The 18,288-nt window shown below is 63.5% G+C and carries 18 protein-coding genes; 10 read left to right on the top strand and 8 right to left on the bottom strand.

Annotated features, from left to right (window positions below; genetic code table 11):
• Positions 1-4: 4 nt before the first annotated feature.
• The 10 genes from ACEN98_RS05260 (at position 5) to ACEN98_RS05305 (ending at position 10,903) form a co-directional block, all read left to right on the top strand.
• Entirely contained in the window at positions 5-577 is a 573-nt protein-coding gene (locus tag ACEN98_RS05260; protein ID WP_413382177.1) for a hypothetical protein, read from the top strand.
• Entirely contained in the window at positions 574-1,977 is a 1,404-nt protein-coding gene (locus ACEN98_RS05265) for a T6SS immunity protein Tli4 family protein (RefSeq protein WP_413382179.1), read from the top strand. The genes ACEN98_RS05260 and ACEN98_RS05265 overlap by 4 nt, the downstream gene beginning before the upstream one ends.
• 3 nt (positions 1,978-1,980) lie before the next feature.
• Complete coding sequence (locus ACEN98_RS05270; protein WP_413382182.1) at positions 1,981-2,247, top strand: PAAR domain-containing protein; 267 nt, start codon at positions 1,981-1,983, stop codon at positions 2,245-2,247.
• Positions 2,248-2,351: 104 nt separating this feature from the next.
• Positions 2,352-3,422 carry a T6SS immunity protein Tli4 family protein gene (locus ACEN98_RS05275; RefSeq protein ID WP_413382185.1) on the top strand — a complete coding sequence of 357 codons (1,071 nt, stop codon included), beginning with the start codon at positions 2,352-2,354 and terminating at the stop codon, positions 3,420-3,422.
• A gap of 2 nt (positions 3,423-3,424) precedes the next feature.
• Complete coding sequence (locus ACEN98_RS05280) at positions 3,425-4,471, top strand: T6SS immunity protein Tli4 family protein (protein ID WP_413382188.1); 1,047 nt, start codon at positions 3,425-3,427, stop codon at positions 4,469-4,471.
• 14 nt (positions 4,472-4,485) lie between these two features.
• Entirely contained in the window at positions 4,486-5,166 is a 681-nt protein-coding gene (gene pgeF, locus ACEN98_RS05285; protein ID WP_413382191.1) for a peptidoglycan editing factor PgeF, read from the top strand.
• Positions 5,167-5,318: 152 nt separating this feature from the next.
• Positions 5,319-6,584: a glycosyltransferase family 4 protein gene (locus tag ACEN98_RS05290; protein WP_413382193.1), complete on the top strand. Its 1,266-nt coding sequence runs from the start codon at positions 5,319-5,321 to the stop codon at positions 6,582-6,584.
• Complete coding sequence (locus tag ACEN98_RS05295; protein WP_413382196.1) at positions 6,581-8,236, top strand: glycosyltransferase family 4 protein; 1,656 nt, start codon at positions 6,581-6,583, stop codon at positions 8,234-8,236. The genes ACEN98_RS05290 and ACEN98_RS05295 overlap by 4 nt, the downstream gene beginning before the upstream one ends.
• 707 nt (positions 8,237-8,943) lie before the next feature.
• Positions 8,944-10,299, top strand: coding sequence for a transcriptional regulator (locus ACEN98_RS05300; RefSeq protein WP_413382199.1), 1,356 nt, complete (start codon positions 8,944-8,946; stop codon positions 10,297-10,299).
• A gap of 76 nt (positions 10,300-10,375) precedes the next feature.
• A complete protein-coding gene (locus ACEN98_RS05305; RefSeq protein ID WP_413382202.1) occupies positions 10,376-10,903 on the top strand; it encodes a YggT family protein in 528 nt (175 codons plus the stop codon).
• Positions 10,904-11,130: 227 nt separating this feature from the next.
• Here the strand turns inward: ACEN98_RS05305 and ACEN98_RS05310 are convergent, their stop codons facing one another.
• The 8 genes from ACEN98_RS05310 to ACEN98_RS05345 all read right to left on the bottom strand — a co-directional run bounded on the left by ACEN98_RS05310 (position 11,131) and on the right by ACEN98_RS05345 (position 18,186).
• On the bottom strand, positions 11,131-12,069 hold the full coding sequence (locus ACEN98_RS05310; protein WP_413382205.1) for a carbohydrate kinase family protein: 939 nt from the start codon (positions 12,067-12,069) through the stop codon (positions 11,131-11,133).
• Between the two features lie 8 nt (positions 12,070-12,077).
• Complete coding sequence (locus ACEN98_RS05315) at positions 12,078-13,496, bottom strand: DUF3426 domain-containing protein (protein ID WP_413382207.1); 1,419 nt, start codon at positions 13,494-13,496, stop codon at positions 12,078-12,080.
• Between the two features lie 3 nt (positions 13,497-13,499).
• Positions 13,500-14,450, bottom strand: coding sequence for a 50S ribosomal protein L11 methyltransferase (prmA, locus tag ACEN98_RS05320; RefSeq protein WP_413385949.1), 951 nt, complete (start codon positions 14,448-14,450; stop codon positions 13,500-13,502).
• The gene (accC, locus tag ACEN98_RS05325) at positions 14,450-15,841 is read right to left on the bottom strand and encodes an acetyl-CoA carboxylase biotin carboxylase subunit (protein WP_413382210.1); all 1,392 of its coding nucleotides are present in this window, start codon (positions 15,839-15,841) and stop codon (positions 14,450-14,452) included. The genes prmA and accC overlap by 1 nt, the downstream gene beginning before the upstream one ends.
• A gap of 73 nt (positions 15,842-15,914) precedes the next feature.
• A complete protein-coding gene (gene accB / locus ACEN98_RS05330) occupies positions 15,915-16,379 on the bottom strand; it encodes an acetyl-CoA carboxylase biotin carboxyl carrier protein (protein ID WP_413382213.1) in 465 nt (154 codons plus the stop codon).
• An 86-nt stretch (positions 16,380-16,465) separates the two neighbouring features.
• Complete coding sequence (gene aroQ, locus ACEN98_RS05335) at positions 16,466-16,903, bottom strand: type II 3-dehydroquinate dehydratase (protein ID WP_413338106.1); 438 nt, start codon at positions 16,901-16,903, stop codon at positions 16,466-16,468.
• Between the two features lie 106 nt (positions 16,904-17,009).
• Positions 17,010-17,564: a redoxin domain-containing protein gene (locus tag ACEN98_RS05340; RefSeq protein WP_413382216.1), complete on the bottom strand. Its 555-nt coding sequence runs from the start codon at positions 17,562-17,564 to the stop codon at positions 17,010-17,012.
• Positions 17,557-18,186, bottom strand: coding sequence for a hypothetical protein (locus ACEN98_RS05345; protein WP_413385950.1), 630 nt, complete (start codon positions 18,184-18,186; stop codon positions 17,557-17,559). Before ACEN98_RS05345 ends, ACEN98_RS05340 begins: the two co-directional genes overlap by 8 nt.
• Positions 18,187-18,288 lie beyond the last annotated feature (102 nt).

The following is an 18,288-nucleotide window of genomic DNA, read 5'->3' on the forward strand; positions in this document are numbered from 1 at the left end:
GTTGGTGAGGGAAGATCTTATCGATCCGGCGGGAAGAAGAGAGAGGGAGGCAGCTGCTCGTAAAGGTAGAGAGGCCGTTGAACAGGATCCTGATTATTCTGATTTCATAAAATTTCGACACAATATGCGTGCAGCACAGGATCTTCAAAATATGATTGAAGATAAATATCACTCAAACACGTATGCTTATTACGCTGCTGATCCTAAACGGTTATCATGGAATGAAGTTAACTGGAGGAGCGAAAAAATCATCGACGGAGATTTTAAGGCGGCATTAATCGCCGACGACGATTTGAATGGCACGGTACAGCTCTCCTTTAAAGAGACAAACAAATACGGCCTGAAGATCCAAAAGGCTCAAGGCCCTGGTGACGGGACTGTGCCAGCGGAATCTGGATCCGCCCCGACGCCACATGTAGTACAGATCTTTCGGCATGAAGGTAAAGAGAAGGGCCATGAAAGCTATGATCACCAAGACTCATACAAGGCGGAACTGGCGCAGGCGGTAACATTGTATTCCATAATTAAGATTGTGGCCGAGTCAAACTGGTTGAAACAAAATTTAAGTAAAACATGAAAGCTTCATATCTCTCGCTAGCTATTTTCGTTGCGGCATTTTGTCTAGGGTATAATACTTGTCGAGCTGAGCTCATCCAATCTCAATTGTTGAATATGAATCAAAATCCCAGCATTATTTCCTCTACATCAATCTCTACTTTCTGTGCAGGGCGTTTTTTGATTGGCGTGCCTGCTGGATCGACGCTGAGCGGAGGAAACTATAAATATGATTTTATGGAAATCGAGCCGACGAAAGTCATGACGCTTGATGAATTTGAAAAAAACTTGAGCAAATCAGAGCTAGATCTTAGGTCGGTAAAAAATAAAATTACAAAACAAGACATGCTGCTTCAGTCTTTGCGATCGGAAGGAAATGCCAGAATATTGACTTCATGGGCGGCTGACTTCGGTACGGATGTCATCAGAATAGATGGGTATCGTTGGATTAATGGTGGCCGATTTCAGTTCAAACTTGACGTTGCTGCGGATAGGCAAGAATCAGGTATAAATCGTATGCGGGATGCTCTTTCGCGCTTGCATGTTCGGCCCGACTCCGAGATTCCTGCCGAGGCCGGCTATTGCTTTGCAGGTGGTTTTATTTCAAACCCGCGATGGCGCAATGAAGAAGCGGGCATAGACTTCCGCGTTTCCGGGCATCCGGATACCGTCGTTTCGGTCTGGTTCTACCCACTCTCTAGCTTTAAACACGACAAGCCGTTGCTGGAACGCCTGAGCGGTATGACGCAAGTACTCGGCAACCTCGCCACTTCTGTACATGTGCTACGCAAAGGCGACCGGCAGATCGGCCCTTATAAAGGACAGGAGTATCTAGCGTCTGCACCTAACAGTGGAGGTATGCGTGGACATGCGTTTGTCTGGGAAACCCAAGGCGAGGGCACGCTGGAGACACCTGCCATCAAGATTGAGTTATCGACCGGTCATTCGGATCGTAAAGGCAATCCCCAAAAAACAAGCCTCACTGACGAACAGGCAATGAAGCTATGGGACGACATTCTCAACAGCTTCCGTTTGCGTCCTACAGGCGACGCAATAAAGACGAGTGATGTCGTCCCTGAACCGTCTCCGCACCTTCCGCTCGGAGAGCTCGTCGCGACTGGTGGCACATGCCCACAAACGGGCTGGTGGCAAGCGAGCGAGGCCGGCGAGATCGAAGGCGGCGCCCGTCAGTATTTCAGGGCCGGAGAAACGATGCCGCAGGTGACGATGTTGGGCGAATCGTCGTTGTGGCAAAAGCTCAAAGGAGCGCGCCCTTCGTATCGTACGGCGACCGTGTGGAAACTGGTCGATTACGACTCCGAGGCGCCAAAGGCGCAGTCGATCGCGCAGGCCACACCAGACAACGCAAGTTCCGACGCACATGGCCTGGGTGACGAATCGTCGCATCAAAACAAGGGGTGACCGATGCCCAATGTGATTCGTCTTGGCGATCCCACGTCGCACGGCGGCAAGGTCGTGAGCGTGAGTGCGCAACATTTCACGGTCGACGGTATTCCGGTGGCCCGCGTTGGAGACCTGTGCAGTTGTCCGATCGCGGGACATACCGTTTGCACCATTGCCGAAGGCGACCCGCATCATGTCATCGATGGTATCGCGGTCGCTTATGAAGGACATAAGACGACTTGCGGCGCCACGCTAATTGCCACGATCGGGAACTTCAGCGGTCAATAGATCGCCCTTATCGATTATCGCGAGGGGAACGCAGCCTGGCCGGCATCTCCCTACCAGCATCAGGCCGCCCGGTCCGGCTGGCTGAAACACGACGTACTCGAATCATGTCCATCCATCGTTCTTTGTTGGCCGCACTCGCGACGGCCTCGTGCGCAGCACTTGGCGCCTGCACGGCCTTATTCGGCAATTCCAGCTCATCGACCATGACACATCACAGCGCTGCTGCCTCCACGTTCTGCATGGGACGCTACCTGATCGACGTGCCTGCCGGGTCCACGCTCAGCGGGGGCAACTATAAGTATGACTTCATCCGTATCGAGCCGGTCAAAGCCATGACCAGTGAAGAGTTCGAGAACGAGGTGGGCAAGCGCGAGTCGGACCTCAGCTCTGCAAAAAACAAAAAGACACGACAGAGCATGCTGCTCCAGTCTGTGCAGTCGGAAAATGGCGCGAGGGTATTGGCCTCATGGAAAAGCGACGCTAGCGCAGCGCAGATTAGAGTGACAGGCTATCGTTGGATCAACGGTACCCGATACTTGTTCGAAGACGACGTCGGGGGCAGCAAGCAGGAGCAAGGCATAAGCGGCATGCAGGACGCTCTGTCCCGCCTTCGGCACCGCGCCGACACCGATATTCCCGTCGACCCCGGCTTCTGCTTTGCCGGCGGCTTCATCGCCAACACGCATTGGCAGAACGAAGAGGCGAGCCTGGACATCGACATCGCCGGCCACCCCGATGTCTTCGTGTCGGTCTGGATCTACCCGCTCGCCAGCCACAAGCACGACAAGCCCCTGCTCGACCGGATGGGCGGCATGGCGCAATTCCTCGGCAGCCTCGCCACGTCGGTGCGCGTGCTGCGCAAGGGTGACCGCCAGGTCGGTCCATACCCGGGCCAGGAACACCTCGCTACGGCACCCGGCAGCAACGGCATGCGCGGCCACGCCTTCGTGTGGGAGACCCAGGGCGATGGCACGCTGGACACGCCCGCCATCAAGATCGAGCTGACGACCGGCCATCACGACGGGAAGGGCAATCAGCAAAAAACTAGCCTCACCGACCAGGAAGCGATGAAACTGTGGGACGACCTCCTCAATAGCTTTCGCTTGCGTCCTGCCGGCAATGCGGTGAAGACGAGCGACACCCTTCACGGGGCGGTTGAAACACGACATTCCTGATCATGCCCATCCATCGTTCTTTATTGGCCGCACTCGCGACGGCCTCGTGCGCGGCACTTGGCGCCTGCACGGCCGTACCCGGCAATTCCAGTTCATCGACCATGACACATCACAGTGCTGCTACCTCCACGTTCTGCATGGGACGCTTCCTGATCGACGTGCCTGTCGGGTCCACGCTCAGTGGGGGCAACTATAAGTATGACTTCATCCGGATCGAGCCAGTCAAGGCCATGACCAATGAAGAGTTCGAGAAGGAGGTGGGCAAGCGCGAGTCGGACCTCAGGTCTGCAAAAAACAAAAAGACACAACAGAGCATGCTGCTCCAGGCCGTCCAGCACGAGAACGGTACCAGGATGCTGGCGTCCTGGGAGGTCGATGCCAGTACCGCCGAGATCAGGATCTGGGGATACCGCTGGATTAACGGTCATCGGTTCCTGCTCCGGGATAACGTCGATGACGATAAACAGGAACTTGGCGTGAATCGCGTGCAAGAGGCTCTCTCCCGACTACGCCCGCGCGCCGACACCGACACCGACACCGACATTCCCGTCGACCCCGGTTTCTGCTTCGCCGGCGGCTTCATCGCCAACCCCCGCTGGCGGAACGAAGAGGCGAGCCTGGACATCGACATCGCCGGCCACCCCGACGCCTTCGTGTCGGTCTGGATCTACCCGCTCGCCAGCCACAAGCACGACAAGCCCCTGCTCGACCGGATGGGCGGCATGGCGCAGTTCCTCGGCAACCTGGCGACGTCGGTGCGCGTGCTGCGCAAGGGCGACCGCCAGGTCGGTCCGTACCCGGGCCAGGAATACCTCGCTACGGCACCCGGCAGCAACGGCATGCGCAGCCACGCCTTCGTGTGGGAGACCCAGGGCGATGGCACGCTGGCCACGCCGGCTATCAAGATCGAGCTGACGACCGGCTATCATGACGGGAAGGGCAACCAGCAAAAGACGAGCCTCACCGACCAGGAAGCGATGAAACTGTGGGACGATGTCCTGAACAGCTTCCGCCTCCGTCCTGTCTCGCAGCCCGTACCACCCGCCTGATCGACTGTCGCTCCATGCTCACATCACCGCTCCTCGACCATCCCGCCATCGTGCACGGCTTCGGCACGCGCCATGACGACATGGCCGCGCTGCTGCCCGACTACTGGCCGCACCGTCCGATCCAGCACGAGCGCCACGGCACGCGCATCGCGGTCGCGACGGCGGCGAACGAGGACTGCGGCGAGGCCGACGGCATGTTCACCGATCGGCCCGGCCTGTTGCTGGCCATCGCCACCGCCGATTGCGTGCCGGTGCTGCTGGCGCGGCGCGACGGGCGCGAAGTGGCCGCGCTGCACGCGGGATGGCGCGGCGCGCTGGGCGGCATCGTCGCTGCGTTCGCGGACCTCGTGCGTGCGCGCGGCGGCGATCCTGGCGACTGGATCGCGGCGCTGGGGCCGGCCGCGCGCGCGTGCTGCTACGAAGTGGGCCAGGAGGTGATCGACGGTTTCGTCGAGCGCTGGGACCTCGCGCCCGGCGTCGTCGCACCGCGGCCGCGCCGGCTCGACCTGTCCGCGATCGTGCGCCGCCAGCTCGAACGCGCGGGCGTGCAGGCCGTGGCGGCACGGGACGAGTGCACGATGTGCCACACGCGCGCCGATGGACGCTGGACCTTCCACAGCTACCGCCGCGACCGCGCAACGCGCACGCCCGTGGTCGATGTGCACTGGTCCGCGATCGCGATCGCGCACCGTTAGTCCGTACCTTCAACGACACGTTGATGCCATCTTGCGTGGTCCAACGCACGCATTCTTCACGATTTTGCGCGTGCGTCGCGCCACGACGTGAAGTCTGAGGCTATCATGCGTTCAATTCCAACTTGTCGTCGTCGTCACGCGAACCGAACGTCATGACCCGAGTCCTCTTCATTCACCAGAATCTGCCGGGCCAGTTCCGCCGGCTGATGCGGTATCTGCAGACGCGGCCCGACTTCGACGTCGTCGCGATCGGCGAAGAGACCGCGGTGCGGCGCGAGAGCGCGGGACCGAAGGTGCGGACGATCGGCTACGCCAGACCGGACGGTCCGGGCGAGAAGACCCATCACTACCTGCGCCACTTCGAAGGCTGCGTGCGCCGCGGCCAGGCCGTCGCGCGCACGTGCGTGGCGCTGAAGCAGGAAGGCTTCGCGCCCGACGTCGTCGTGTGCCACCCCGGCTGGGGCGAGGGCCTGTTCGTCAAGGACGTGTTCCCGCAGGCGCGCCTCGTCGTGTTCTGCGAGTTCTGGTGGGCGGCAAGCGGGTTGGACGTCGGCTTCGATCCCGAGTATCCGGTGAGCTTCGACGACCGCCTGCGCATCCGCATCAAGAACTCCGTGCTGATGCAGTCGCTGCTCGCGGCCGACGACGGCGTCGCGCCCACGGCGTGGCAGCGCGGCGTGCACCCGCCCGAACTGCGCGGCAAGATCCGCGAAGTCCACGAGGGCATCGACACGCAGCAACTGAGCCCCGACCCGCACGCGCGGCTGGAACTGCCCGGCGGCGCCGTCCTCACGCGCGCGCAGCCGGTGCTGACGTTCGTCGCGCGCAACCTCGAGCCCTACCGCGGCTTCCACGTCTTCATGCGCAGCCTGCCACGGCTGCTGGCCGGGAATCCGGCGCTGCAGGTCGTCGTCATCGGCGGCGACGGCGTCAGCTACGGCCGCCGTCCGCCGCAGGGCCATGCGAGCTACCGCGACGCGCTCAAGGCCGAGCTGGACGGCGGCGGCGAGACCGTCGACTGGTCGCGCGTGCACTTCCTCGGCAAGGTGCCGTACGCCATGTACCGCAGCGCGCTGCAGGTCTCGAGCCTCCATGTGTACCTGACGTATCCGTTCGTGCTGTCCTGGTCGATGCTGGAGGCGATGGCCGTCGGCGTGCCGGTGCTGGGCTCGGATACGGCGCCGGTGCGGGAAGTGATCCGCGACGGCGAGAACGGGTTCCTGACGCCGTTCTTCGACACGGCGCTGCTCGCCGACCGCGCGCTCGACCTCATCGCGCGCCGCGACGAGATCGCACCTGTCGGCCTGGCCGGACGCGAGACGGTGCGCACGCGCTACGATTTCGAAACGGTGGGCCTGCCGGTCTACCTCGACCTGCTCAAGCCGCTGCCCGGGCCGGTGGAAGAGGAGGCCGCATGACGGACCGCTTCGCCTTCCACTACGCCCCCGACGGCTACTCGACGGCAGGCCCGCACCTGATGGGCCGCCAGGCCGCCGGCGCCGGACTGCTGCGTGCGATCGCGACGGCGCCCGGCCTCGAGTCGGTCGGCTGCTTCGCCGGCGGCCAGGCCCACGCAGCCGAAGGCGAGCGCCTGCTGCGCGAGTCCGGCTACAAGGGCCAGGTCGACCGGATCGCGCAGGGCCGCCCGCAGGACCTGGAGCGCTACGGCACGCTGTACCACCCCGCGCCCGGCATCGAGCGTCTCGCGTGGCGCCGCCAGGGACTCGGCGAGCGCCGCTACAGCCTGTGCGGTATCACGCACACGACGGCCAGCCACGCCGTGATGACGAGCCTCGCCAACCTGCTGGTGGCGCCCGTGCGCAGCTGGGATGCCGTGATCTGCACGTCGCGCGTCGTGCGCGACAGCGTGCGCCGCGTGCTGGAGCGCCAGGCCGAGTATTTGAGTGCGCGCCTCGGCGCCCAGCGCTTCGAACTGCCGCAGCTGCCCCTGATTCCGCTCGGCGTGCACGCGGCCGACTTCGACGTCGACGCATCCCGCCGCGCCACCGTGCGCCGGCGCCTGGGGATCGAGGACGGCGGCGTCGCGTTCCTGTTCCTCGGCCATTTGTCGTTCCACGCGAAGGCGCATCCGCAACCGATGTTCGCGGCGCTCGAGGCGGCCGCGCAGGACGGCAAGCCCGTGCACCTGGTGCTGTGCGGGTGGTTTGCCGACGAGGCCACCGACAAGGCCTTCCACGAGGCGGCCGCGCAACTGTGCCCGTCCGTGACGCTGTCGGTGCTGGACGGCCGCGTGGCCGCGAACCAGCTCGACGCGCTGGCCGCCGCCGACGTCTTCATCTCGCTCGCGGACAACGTCCAGGAGACCTTCGGCCTCGCGCTGCTGGAAGCGATGGCGGCGGGCCTGGCGTGCATCGTCAGCGACTGGAACGGCTACCGCGACACCGTGCGCGACGGCGTGGACGGCTACCGCATCCCGACCGTGATGCCGGATGCGGGTGCGGGCCTCGATCTCGCGCAGCGTTACGACGATGGCGTGGACAGCTACGACACGTACTGTGGCCACACGAGCCAGGCGGTCGCGGTGGATGGACCGGCCCTCGCGCAGGCCTGCGCGCGCCTCGCGGGCGATGCCGCGCTGCGGCGCGAACTGGGCGAGAACGCACGCCGGCGCGTGCGCGCGGAATTCGATTGGGCCGTCGTGTTCGGGGGCTACCGCGCGTTGTGGCGCGAGCTCCACGAACGGCGCCGCGCCGATGCGGCACTGGGTCCCGCGCTGCCGGCAGTCGTGCCGGACCGGCTCGATCCGTTCGAGTTGTTCGCCACGTACCCGACGATGCGGATCACGCCGGCATCGATGGTGGAACTCGCGCCGGACGCATCGCTCGCGCTGCTGCGCCAATATCGCGAGCTCGCGATCAACCGCTTCGCGCACGCGTCGCTGCCGACGCTGGAAGAGTTTGGACAGATCTTCGGATCGATCGAATCGCGGCCCATGCAGGTCGACGAGCTGCTCGACGCGCTCGGACCGTGCGACCGGCCGACTTTGCTGCGCGGACTCGCGTGGCTGTGCAAGATGGACTTGCTGCGTATCACTGCAGCGGAGGACTGATTTCGAATATCGCCTTTATATAAAGGCTTTATGCGAAATCGTAGTAACGTAATGCACGTTGTTATGTGCGCTTGTTTTTGGAGACCGAGCAAGACGAGGAAGGAATCAAACGTTATCGCAGCGATCGTTTCGGTTGAGGTTATCGCTGGTTCGCCTGTAAAAGACATGAAAAATACTGTGTGCGGGTTGCGCACTGACAAGGTTTTCGTGTACTTTACGTGATTGAATTTGTCAAAACGTGAAGACGCCGATTTTCGAGGCGTTCAACGGGAAACAAACCGATCATAAATGGGACGCTGATTCATTCAGTATGCACGTAAGCTTAGCGAAAAGAACAAGCCGCATTGCCTGATAAACGTCGGGTATGGCGGCTTTTTCTTTTCGCGGCCAGCGGGCTGCGATGTGGACAGCGCAGTGAGCCATCGGACTTTAGTCGTTTAGGTCGTCGGCGACGACGATTAGCCGAGGTGCCGCAGTGAGCGATTGAGCGACTACTGTATGAAAACACAGTATAGCGTAAATCGGCGATGAATGCCCGGATGTTTTACGGGTTTTATCGAATCGCCGCGGCAGTTCGGCTGGTGCCGGATTCATTGACGCAAACATAGCGTTTGCGCCGATGAATAATTCGCCCGACCAAGCAGACCGGGTTGGACGGGTTCAAACCATGTAGCGTAATTTCTCATCGCAGAGAAGGAGAACAGAAAATGGCAACCGCCGCGAAAAAACCAGCAGCAAAGCCGGCTGCAAAAGCCGCCACCAAACCGGCCGCAAAGGCAGCAGCAGATAAACCCGCAACCAAAATCGTAGCCGCTAAAGCCGCTGCGAAGCCGGCTGCAAAGAAAGCCGCAGCAACCAAAGCTCCGGCTAAATCGGCAGCAACCAAAACCGCCGCCAAGTCGACCGCCGCCGCCAAACCGGCAGCAAAGAAAGCCGCAGCAACCAAGACCGCCGCCGCCAAACCGGCAGCAAAGAAAGCTGCTGCAACCAAGACCGCAGCAACCAAGTCGACCGTTACCAAGTCGGCTGCAACCAAGACCGCCGCCAAGTCGACCTCCGCCGCCAAACCGGCAGCGAAGAAGACTGCAGCCAAGTCGACCACCGCCGCCAAGCCGGCAGCGAAGAAGACCGCAGCCAAGTCGACCGCGACCAAAGCCGCAGCCAAACCGGCAGCGAAGAAGACTGCAGCCAAGTCGACCGCCGCCGCTAAACCGGCTGCAAAGAAGACCGCCGCCAAGTCGACCGCTGCCGCTAAACCGGCTGCCAAGAAGACTGCCGCCAAGTCGGCTGCTGCCGCCAAACCGGCTGCCAAGAAAGCAGCAGGCAAGACCGCTGCCAAGTCGACCGCTGCCGCCAAACCGGCTGCCAAGAAAGCAGCAGGCAAGACCGCCGCCAAGTCGACCGCTGCCGCTAAACCGGCTGCGAAGAAGACGGCTGCCAAGTCGACTGCCGCCAAGTCGACCGCTGCCGCCAAACCGGCTGCGAAGAAAGCAGCAGGCAAGACCGCCGCCAAGTCGACCGCCGCCGCTAAACCGGCTGCGAAGAAGACCGCTGCCAAGTCGACCGCCGCCAAGTCGACCGCTGCCGCCAAGCCGGCTGCAACCAAGACCGCCGCCAAGCCGACGACCGCCGCCAAGCCGGCTGCGAAGAAGACTGCAGCCACCAAGACCGCAGCCACCAAGACCGCAGCCACCAAGACCGCAGCCACCAAGACCGCAGCCACCAAGGCCGCCGCTCCCGCCGCCAAAAGCGAAGCCAAGCCGGCAGTGAAGAAGGCCGCCGCCAAGCCGGCCGCCAAGGCTGAAGCGAAGCCGGAGGCTGCTGCTGCTGCGAAGAAGCCGGCCGCCAAGAAGGCCGCAAGCAAGACCGCGGCCAAGGCGGAAGCCAAGCCGGAAGCCAAGGCCGAGTCGAAAGCTGAAACCAAGGCCGACACCAAGGCCGAGACGAAAGCCGAAGCCAAGACCGACGGCAAGGACAGCGGCGCCGCTGCAGCCCCGGCACCGGCCGCCAAGTCGGTGATCGCACCGGCAGCATGGCCGTTCCCGACCAGCAGCCGTCCGTAAGCCATTCCTGCCTGGTTCAGGCAAAATACCGCTGTGTGAGCTTTCACACAGCGGTTTTTTTTTTCAAGGAGTCCTCGTGCTGCCCATTCTCAAATTGATCGTCGATACCGCGGCCGGTGTGCTGGGGGGCGTCTTGCTGCTGCGTTTCTGGATGCAGGTGACCCGCGTGCGTCCGCCGGCGTCCGTCGCGCAATTTACGTTCACGTTGTCCGACTGGCTCGTGCGCCCGCTGCGCCGCATCGTGCCGGGCATGGGTGGTTACGACTGGGCCAGCCTGCTGGGCGCGTTCCTCGTCGTGCTGGCGGCATCGTCGATCCTGCTGCTGGCGGGGACGAGCGGCCAGGCCGTCGTGCTGATTGCCGTGGTCCGCCTGCTCGACTGGATCCTGTACGGCTTCATGGGCCTGTTGATCATCGAGGTGATCTTCAGCTGGGTCAATCCGCATGCGCCGCTGGCGCCGTTCGTCCACGCGCTCAACGACCCGCTGCTGCGCCCGCTGCGCCGCGTGATCCCGCCGGTCGGCGGCCTCGATCTGTCGGTGCTCGTGGCATTCATCCTGATCCAGATCGCGCAATATCTGCTGCGCCAGGTGTTTTTGGTGTGACCGCTAAAAACCTACTGCGCGTTGCAGGGCCGGCCTGCGATGCTCGCTGTACGTCAGTACAGCTGCGCTTCTCGGCCACCCCTGCTGCCGCTCGCGACGGTTTTTAACGGTCATTTGGCGTTTCGAGAAAAGCCGAACAGGGCCGTTTGGTGACCAAACGCATGCAGCCCCAAAACAAAGCGCGCCGGTCCCGCGAGGGACGGCGCGCTTTTCATTGGCCCGACGCTTTAGAAGCGGTAGCCGAAGGCCGCTTCGAACTTGTCGGCGATCTCCTGCTGCGTGAAGCTGTGGTTCTGGCCGCCCTGGTGGGCGATCTTGATGGAACCCAGCAGGCTCGCCAGGCGGCCCGTCGTGGGCCAGTCGAGGTCATTGGCGATGCCGAACAGCAGGCCGGCGCGGTAGGCGTCGCCGCAGCCCGTCGGATCGACGACGCTGGCCGCCGGCACGGCCGGGATCTTGTGGTGCTCGCCGCCGGCGTAGATGTCCGAACCGGCTTCCCCGCGCGTGACGATGAGCGCGTCCAGGCGCGCGGCGATGTCCTGCAGGGGCAGGCCCGTGCGGTCCATCACCATCTCGAATTCGTAGTCGTTGCAGGCGAGGTAGCTGGCCTGGCCGATGAACGTCAGCAGCTCGTCGCCGCTGAACATCGGCAGCTGCTGGCCCGGGTCGAAGATGAACGGCACGCCCCGTTCCGCGCAGTCGCGCGCATGCTTGATCATGCCGTCGCGGCCGTCCGGCGCGACGATCGCGACGCGCAGCGGTAGGAAGTCGGCCAGGCTGTTCTCGTGCGAGAACTGCATCGCGCCCGGGTGGAAGGCGTTGATCTGGTTGCCGTCCAGGTCGGCCGTGACGAAGCACTGGGCCGTGTACGCGTTCTCGATGGTGCGGATCGCGTTGGTGGCGAGGCCCTGCTGCTCCATGCGGTCGAGGTAGTCGCCGCCGTCCTGGCCGATGGTGCCCATGATGAGCGGCTCGCCGCCCAGCAGCTTCAGGTTGTAGGCGATGTTGACGGCGCAGCCGCCGTATTCCGTGCGCAGCGTGGGCACGAGGAACGAGACGTTCACGCGGTGCAGCTGGTCGGCCAGCAGGGTTTCGCCGAAACGGCCGTGGTATTGCATGATCTTGTCGAAGGCGATCGAGCCGCAGATCAGCGAGGTCTTGGTCATTGGAAGCCTCAAGGATAGAAAACGAAAGTGTGATAACCGGACGGCTGCAGGCCGTCCAGCGTGAAATGGAGCGTGACCGGCTGTTCCGAGTGTGGGCCGAAACCGTTCGCCGGCGGCGTGCCGCGCGGCAGATAGTCGGCGGGCGCCAGCACCCGGCGCAGCACCGGCTTGTCGCCGGCGTCGGTCAGCTCGAGTTCGATGCTGGGCCAGGCCAGCACGAGATTGCCCTGGTTGCGCAGCAGCGTATTCAGCGCGTACGTGTTCGGTCCCAGCGTCGTCAGTTCGCCCGTCTCGATGACGAGGTTCTCGGCCTGCGCGGGCAGCTCCACGCGGCAGCCCAGCACGGCGCATGCGCCCGCCAGGGCCGGCTTCAGGCCCGGATGCTGCGCGGCCAGCGTGTTGCGGAAGCCCAGCACCGCCTGGGCCAGCAGCAGGAGCAGCAGCACGACGGCGCCCGCGGCCATCAGCATGCGCTGCGTGCGGCCCATGCGTTCCTGGCGGCGGCTGCGCTTGACGAATTCGGGCTCGTCGGCGTCGGCGTCGAGCGCGAGGCGCAGCTTCGGCGGTTCGATCTTCGTCGGCGTCAACCTGGAGCGGCGTGCGCGCGCGTCGGACGCACGCGCCGCCTTGCTGCGCGTCGGTTTCACCACGGGCGGGATCATCGCCGGTGCCGGCGCGGGCGGTTCGCTCGCGGCCGATGCGCGCAGCGGCAGGAAGGGCGGGGCGTCGGATGCCGGCGCGGGCGCGGGCGCGGGCGCGGGCGGTTCCGGTGCGGGCTCGGGCTGCGGTTCAGGCTGCGGTTCGGGCGATGCGGCGACCGGCTCCGGCTCCGGTTCGTAATCCGGCAGCGGCTGGGCGACGATTTCCTCGGTCACCGGCAGGTCGAAACCCGGTTCGATGCGGTCGGCGGGCGCGTAGGCGCTCGCCGGCGGCGGTTCGGCGACGGTGTCTTCCGCGGGCTCCGGCTCCGGCTCCGGCTCCGGCTCCGGCTCCGGCTCCGGCTCGGGCTCTGGCTCCGGCTCGGGCTCGGGCTCCGGCGCCGCGTGGACAACCGGTTCCAGTTGCGGTTCGACGCGGTCCGCGGGGGTGTAGTCCGCCGCAACCGGCGCCGCTTCCTTCGCTTCCTCGGCCTCGGGCGCGCGCCGCCACACCTGCGCGCGCGGGGGCTCGGGCACGTCGTCGGCAGGCTTCGGCAGGATGCCGAGCGGATCGAAGGTGTGGTCGAAGTCGAGGGTGTAGACGGGCAGCGCGTCGTCTTCCTGGACGGGCGCCGGCGCTGCCGGCTTGTCCAGGTCGATCAGGTGGGCGTTGCCGTCAAAGATGCGCTGGCAAGACCCGCAGCGGACGATGCCGCCGCGGAGCTTGAGTTGGTCCGCGGCGACGCGGAACGTGGTGTGGCAATGCGGGCACTGGGTGGCGAGCGCCATGCCTTATTTGCTGCCGTCGGTGGCACGTGCCCCAGGTGCATTTTCTGCGCCGAGCTGCCCGTGAAGAGCGACCCAGCCGTCCTGCTCGGCCCAGACGCCCAGCTTGATGAAAGGTGCGTACGCGGCGGCCACTTCCTCGGCCTGGCGCGCCAGCACGCCCGACAGGATCAGCGAACCGCCCTCGGCCACGCGGCTTGAGAGCATCGGCGCCATCAGCTTCAATGGGCTCGACAGGATGTTCGCGACGACGATGTCGAAACGTTCGTTGCCGTGCCTTGATGCGACGAAGTCGTCCGGCACGTAGAAATCGATCTCGCAGCGGTTGCGTTCCGCGTTCAGCCTGGCGGATTCGATGGCCTGCTCGTCGATGTCGACGCCGGTGACGCCAGCCGCGCCGAGCTTCTTCGCGACCATCGCGAGGATGCCCGAGCCGCAGCCGTAGTCCAGCACCGATTTGCCGGGCGCCGGGTGGGCTTCCAGCCATTCCATGCACAGGCGCGTGGTCGGATGGCTGCCCGTGCCGAATGCGAGGCCCGGGTCGACTTCGAGGATCAGCGCGTCGGGATCCGGGGCTTCGTGCCAGCTCGGCACGACCCAGATGTTCTTGCCGATGTGGATCGGCTCGAACTGCGATTGCGTGAGACGTACCCAGTCGGCGTCCGCGACGGGACGCGTCGTGAATGCAGGCGCCTGCCGCAGGCCGATGGCCGCCGCAGCCTCGGCCACGATCGCGGCCTGGTCGGCATCCTCGTCCGTCAGCGCGACGACGCGGCTGTGGTCCCAGGCGGCTTCCTTGGGCACCATGCCCGGTTCGCCGAACAGGGGCTTCTCGTCTTCCGTGCCTTCGTCCGCGTCTTCCACCGAGACCGACAGCGCGCCCGCCTCCATCAGGGCATCGGAGAGCCCTTCGGCGTGCTCGCGTGCGATCTCGATGACAACTTCAGTCCAGCCCATCATTCAACCTCGGCTTTGGCGCCGATCGCGCCATCCTTCGGCAGGTCCGGCTTGTGGGCCAGCTTCTGCTCCAGGTAGTGGATGTTGGTGCCGCCTTCGATGAAGCGGGCGTCGACCATCAGTTCGCGGTGCAGCGGGATGTTGGTCAGGATACCCTCGACGACCATTTCCGACAACGCGATCTGCATGCGGCGGATCGCCTGGTCGCGCGTGGCGCCATAGGCAATCACTTTACCGACCATCGAATCGTAGTGCGGCGGGACGTAATAGCCGGCGTACGCGTGCGAATCGACGCGGATGCCGGGGCCGCCCGGCGGGTGCCAGCTGGTGATGCGGCCCGGCGACGGGGTGAACTTGAACGGGTCTTCCGCGTTGATGCGGCACTCGATCGCGTGCCCCGACAGCATGATGTCGCGCTGGCGGAAGCGCAGCTTTTCGCCGCAGGCGATGCGGATCTGTTCCTGCACGATGTCGATGCCGGTGATCATTTCCGTAACCGGGTGTTCGACTTGCACGCGGGTGTTCATCTCGATGAAGTAGAACTCGCCGTTCTCGTACAGGAATTCGAACGTGCCGGCGCCGCGGTAGCCGATCTTGCGGCAGGCTTCGGCACAGCGGTCGCCGATCTTTTCGATCAGCTTGCGCGGGATGCCCGGCGCCGGCGCTTCTTCGATCACCTTCTGGTGGCGGCGCTGCATCGAGCAGTCGCGCTCGCCCAGCCAGACGGCCTGCTTGTGCTCGTCGGCGAGGATCTGGATTTCCACGTGGCGCGGATTCTCCAGGTATTTCTCCATATAGACTTCCGGATTGCCGAACGCGGTGCCGGCTTCCGTCTTGGTCATCGCGACGGCGTTCAGCAGCGCGGCTTCCGTGTGCACGACGCGCATGCCGCGGCCGCCACCGCCGCCGGCGGCCTTGATGATGACCGGGTAGCCGACGCGGCGCGCGATCTGGATGATCTCTTTCGGGTCGTCGGGCAGGGCGCCGTCCGAGCCGGGCACGCATGGCACGCCGGCGCGGATCATCGCCTGCTTGGCCGAGACCTTGTCGCCCATCAGGCGGATCGATTCGGGACGGGGGCCGATGAAGACGAAGCCCGATTTTTCGACGCGTTCGGCGAAGTCGGCGTTTTCCGACAGGAAGCCGTAGCCGGGGTGGATCGCTTCGGCGTCCGTGACTTCCGCTGCGCTGATGATCGCCGGCATGCTCAGATAGCTTTGCGCGGACGCTGCCGGGCCGATACAGACGGACTCGTCTGCCAGCTTCACGTACTTGGCGTCCTTGTCCGCCTCGGAGTGCACGACGACCGTCTTGATGCCCATCTCGCGGCAGGCGCGCTGGATACGCAACGCGATTTCACCACGGTTGGCGATAAGAATTTTTTCAAACATGGTAAGTTCGGTGTTTCTTTGAGTGCCGGCAGCGTGCCGGGAGGGCGCGGTCGGACGACCGCGCCGGAGACGTTTAGCCGATCACGAACAGCGGCTGGCCGAATTCGACGGGCTGGCCGTTTTCCACCAGGATCTTGGTGACGGTGCCGGACAGGTCGGCATCGATTTCATTCAGGAGCTTCATCGCTTCGATGATGCACAGGGTGTCGCCTTCCTTCACGGTAGCGCCCACTTCGACGAACGCCGGGGCGCCCGGTGCCGAGGAACGGTAGAACGTGCCGACCATCGGCGACTTGACGACGTGGCCAGTCGGTTCGGCCGGTGCGGCCGGGGCTGCTGCGGGCGCGGCTGCCGGTGCCTGGACGGCCGGTGCCGCGTATTGCTGGACGCCTTGCTGCGGCACCATGACCATCTGATTCTGCGGGATTGCCGACGACTTGACGATGCGGACCTTGCTTTCGCCTTCGGTCACTTCGAGTTCGGCGATATCCGACTCGGCGACGAGGTCGATCAGTGTCTTGAGTTTTCTTAGATCCATGTAAAACCCCTTGGAATTATTTGTTTAAGAGCATACTGCGCGTCGGCGGTAGGTACTTATGCGCGAATGCGTGAAGTTGACGTAGATTAACGTTGTTTCAGCGCGAAGTCGATGGCAAAGCGATATCCATCCGCTCCTAGCCCGCAGATCGTGCCCAGCGCGATCGCCGACAGGAAAGAGTGGTGCCGGAATTCCTCGCGCTTGTAAATATTAGAGATGTGCACTTCCACGAACGGAATGTCCACCCCGGCCAGCGCATCGCGCAGCGCCACGCTGGTATGGGTCAAACCGCCCGGGTTGATGACGATCGCGTCCACGCTTTCCTGGCGGGCGGCGTGAATGCGGTCGATCAGCGCGCCTTCATGGTTGCTTTGGAAACAGACGATCTCCGCCCCGGCTTCCCGTGCCTGGGCGGTGGCGGCCTGCTCGATGTCGGCCAGCGTCGTCGCGCCGTACACCGCAGGCTCACGTGTCCCCAACAAATTCAAATTAGGGCCATTGAGCAGCAGTAGCTTTTTCGCCATATTCAACCGTCTGTTTGCCCGAAAGACAGGCATTTTGCCGCCAACGTTACGTGTTGGCAAGCGATAAAAAGAAGTCGGAAAATAAGTGAACGACCGTTCGCTGGAACTACAACTTGGCCAGGTCGGCGCGCACCTGATCGAACTTCAGACGGCCCAGGTAGGTCTTGCGGACCTGCCCATCTGCCCCGATCAGCACCGTAAATGGCAGCCCGCCGTTCGCGTTGCCGAGGCCGCGCGCGAGGTCGGTGCCACCCATGCCGCCTACGTACAATGGGTAGGAAATCTTGATTTTGCGGGCAAACTCGGCGAGGTTCGTGGGGGAATCGATGCCGATGCCGATCACATTGAAGGTCTTGCCGCCGTCCTTGGCCGCCAGTTCCGACAATTCCGGCATTTCCGACACGCACGGTGCGCACCACGACGCCCAGAAGTTGACGAGCAGCGGCTTGCCCTTCCACCGGGCGAGCGGCTGTGGCTTGCCGGCCAGGTCGTTCAGCGAAGTCGCATACAGATTCGTCACCGCCGTGTGCGGCCTTCCGTCCGTGGGTGTATAGGTCGTCGTCAGCGGACCCTTGGCATCCTGCTTCACGCCGGCGATGGCACCGAGAACCGTAAAGGCGGCGGCCAGGATCACATAACCGGCCAGGTGTTTCTTATTCATCGTGTTCGAGAGAGTCGTTGTTCGTCAGGGTGCGGAGCGTGGCAGTATCGGCGCGCTGCAGGCTGCCGTCCGCGCGGGTTTTCAGCGCACCGCGTAAATCGTTCATATCATAAAGCTCGGCGTGCACCATTTCCTTTTGCCACATGAAGCTTACCGTTTCTACCGGATCGTAGCGTCCCCCTTTGAAGTGGGGAGTTTCCGATATCTCGATATTGACATTGCGATTCAACAGCCAGATTTCGACTTCCTTGGCGCTGTCGGCAAATAATTGCAGGTGGATGTCGTCATGTTCGCCCGCCGTTCCGTTCAAGACCGCACCGGTAATATACGGACGGAACTCGGCCAATTGGTCCATCACTTCCAGCGCCGTACTGCGCATGTGTTGCAGGCGCGCGGCCTGGGCCGGGCCGTGGAACAATGCCTGGTAGCGGCGCACCTCGTCTTCGACTTGCAGATTATCCGGCAGGTAATTAGGAGAAGGGCGGTCGACGCCGAGCACCTGGCGCGCCGCCTTCGTCTTGGCCGTCGAGTAATCGGCCCCATCCTGGGCGATCATGCGGGCGGCCGTCGCGGCGATGCGTGCGCGCACCTGTTGGAGGTCGTCGTTTGAATTGGGCATCATGTCGAGATCATACTCTTGAAAGGAAAATGGCATCGCGTCGGGTAGAATCGCGTATTCGCCATTACAGAGATCCCTTCGGCACGTCATGCACATCCATATCCT

Source organism: Massilia sp. CT11-137 (assembly GCF_047302885.1).
Taxonomy (GTDB): domain Bacteria; phylum Pseudomonadota; class Gammaproteobacteria; order Burkholderiales; family Burkholderiaceae_D; genus Telluria; species Telluria orientalis.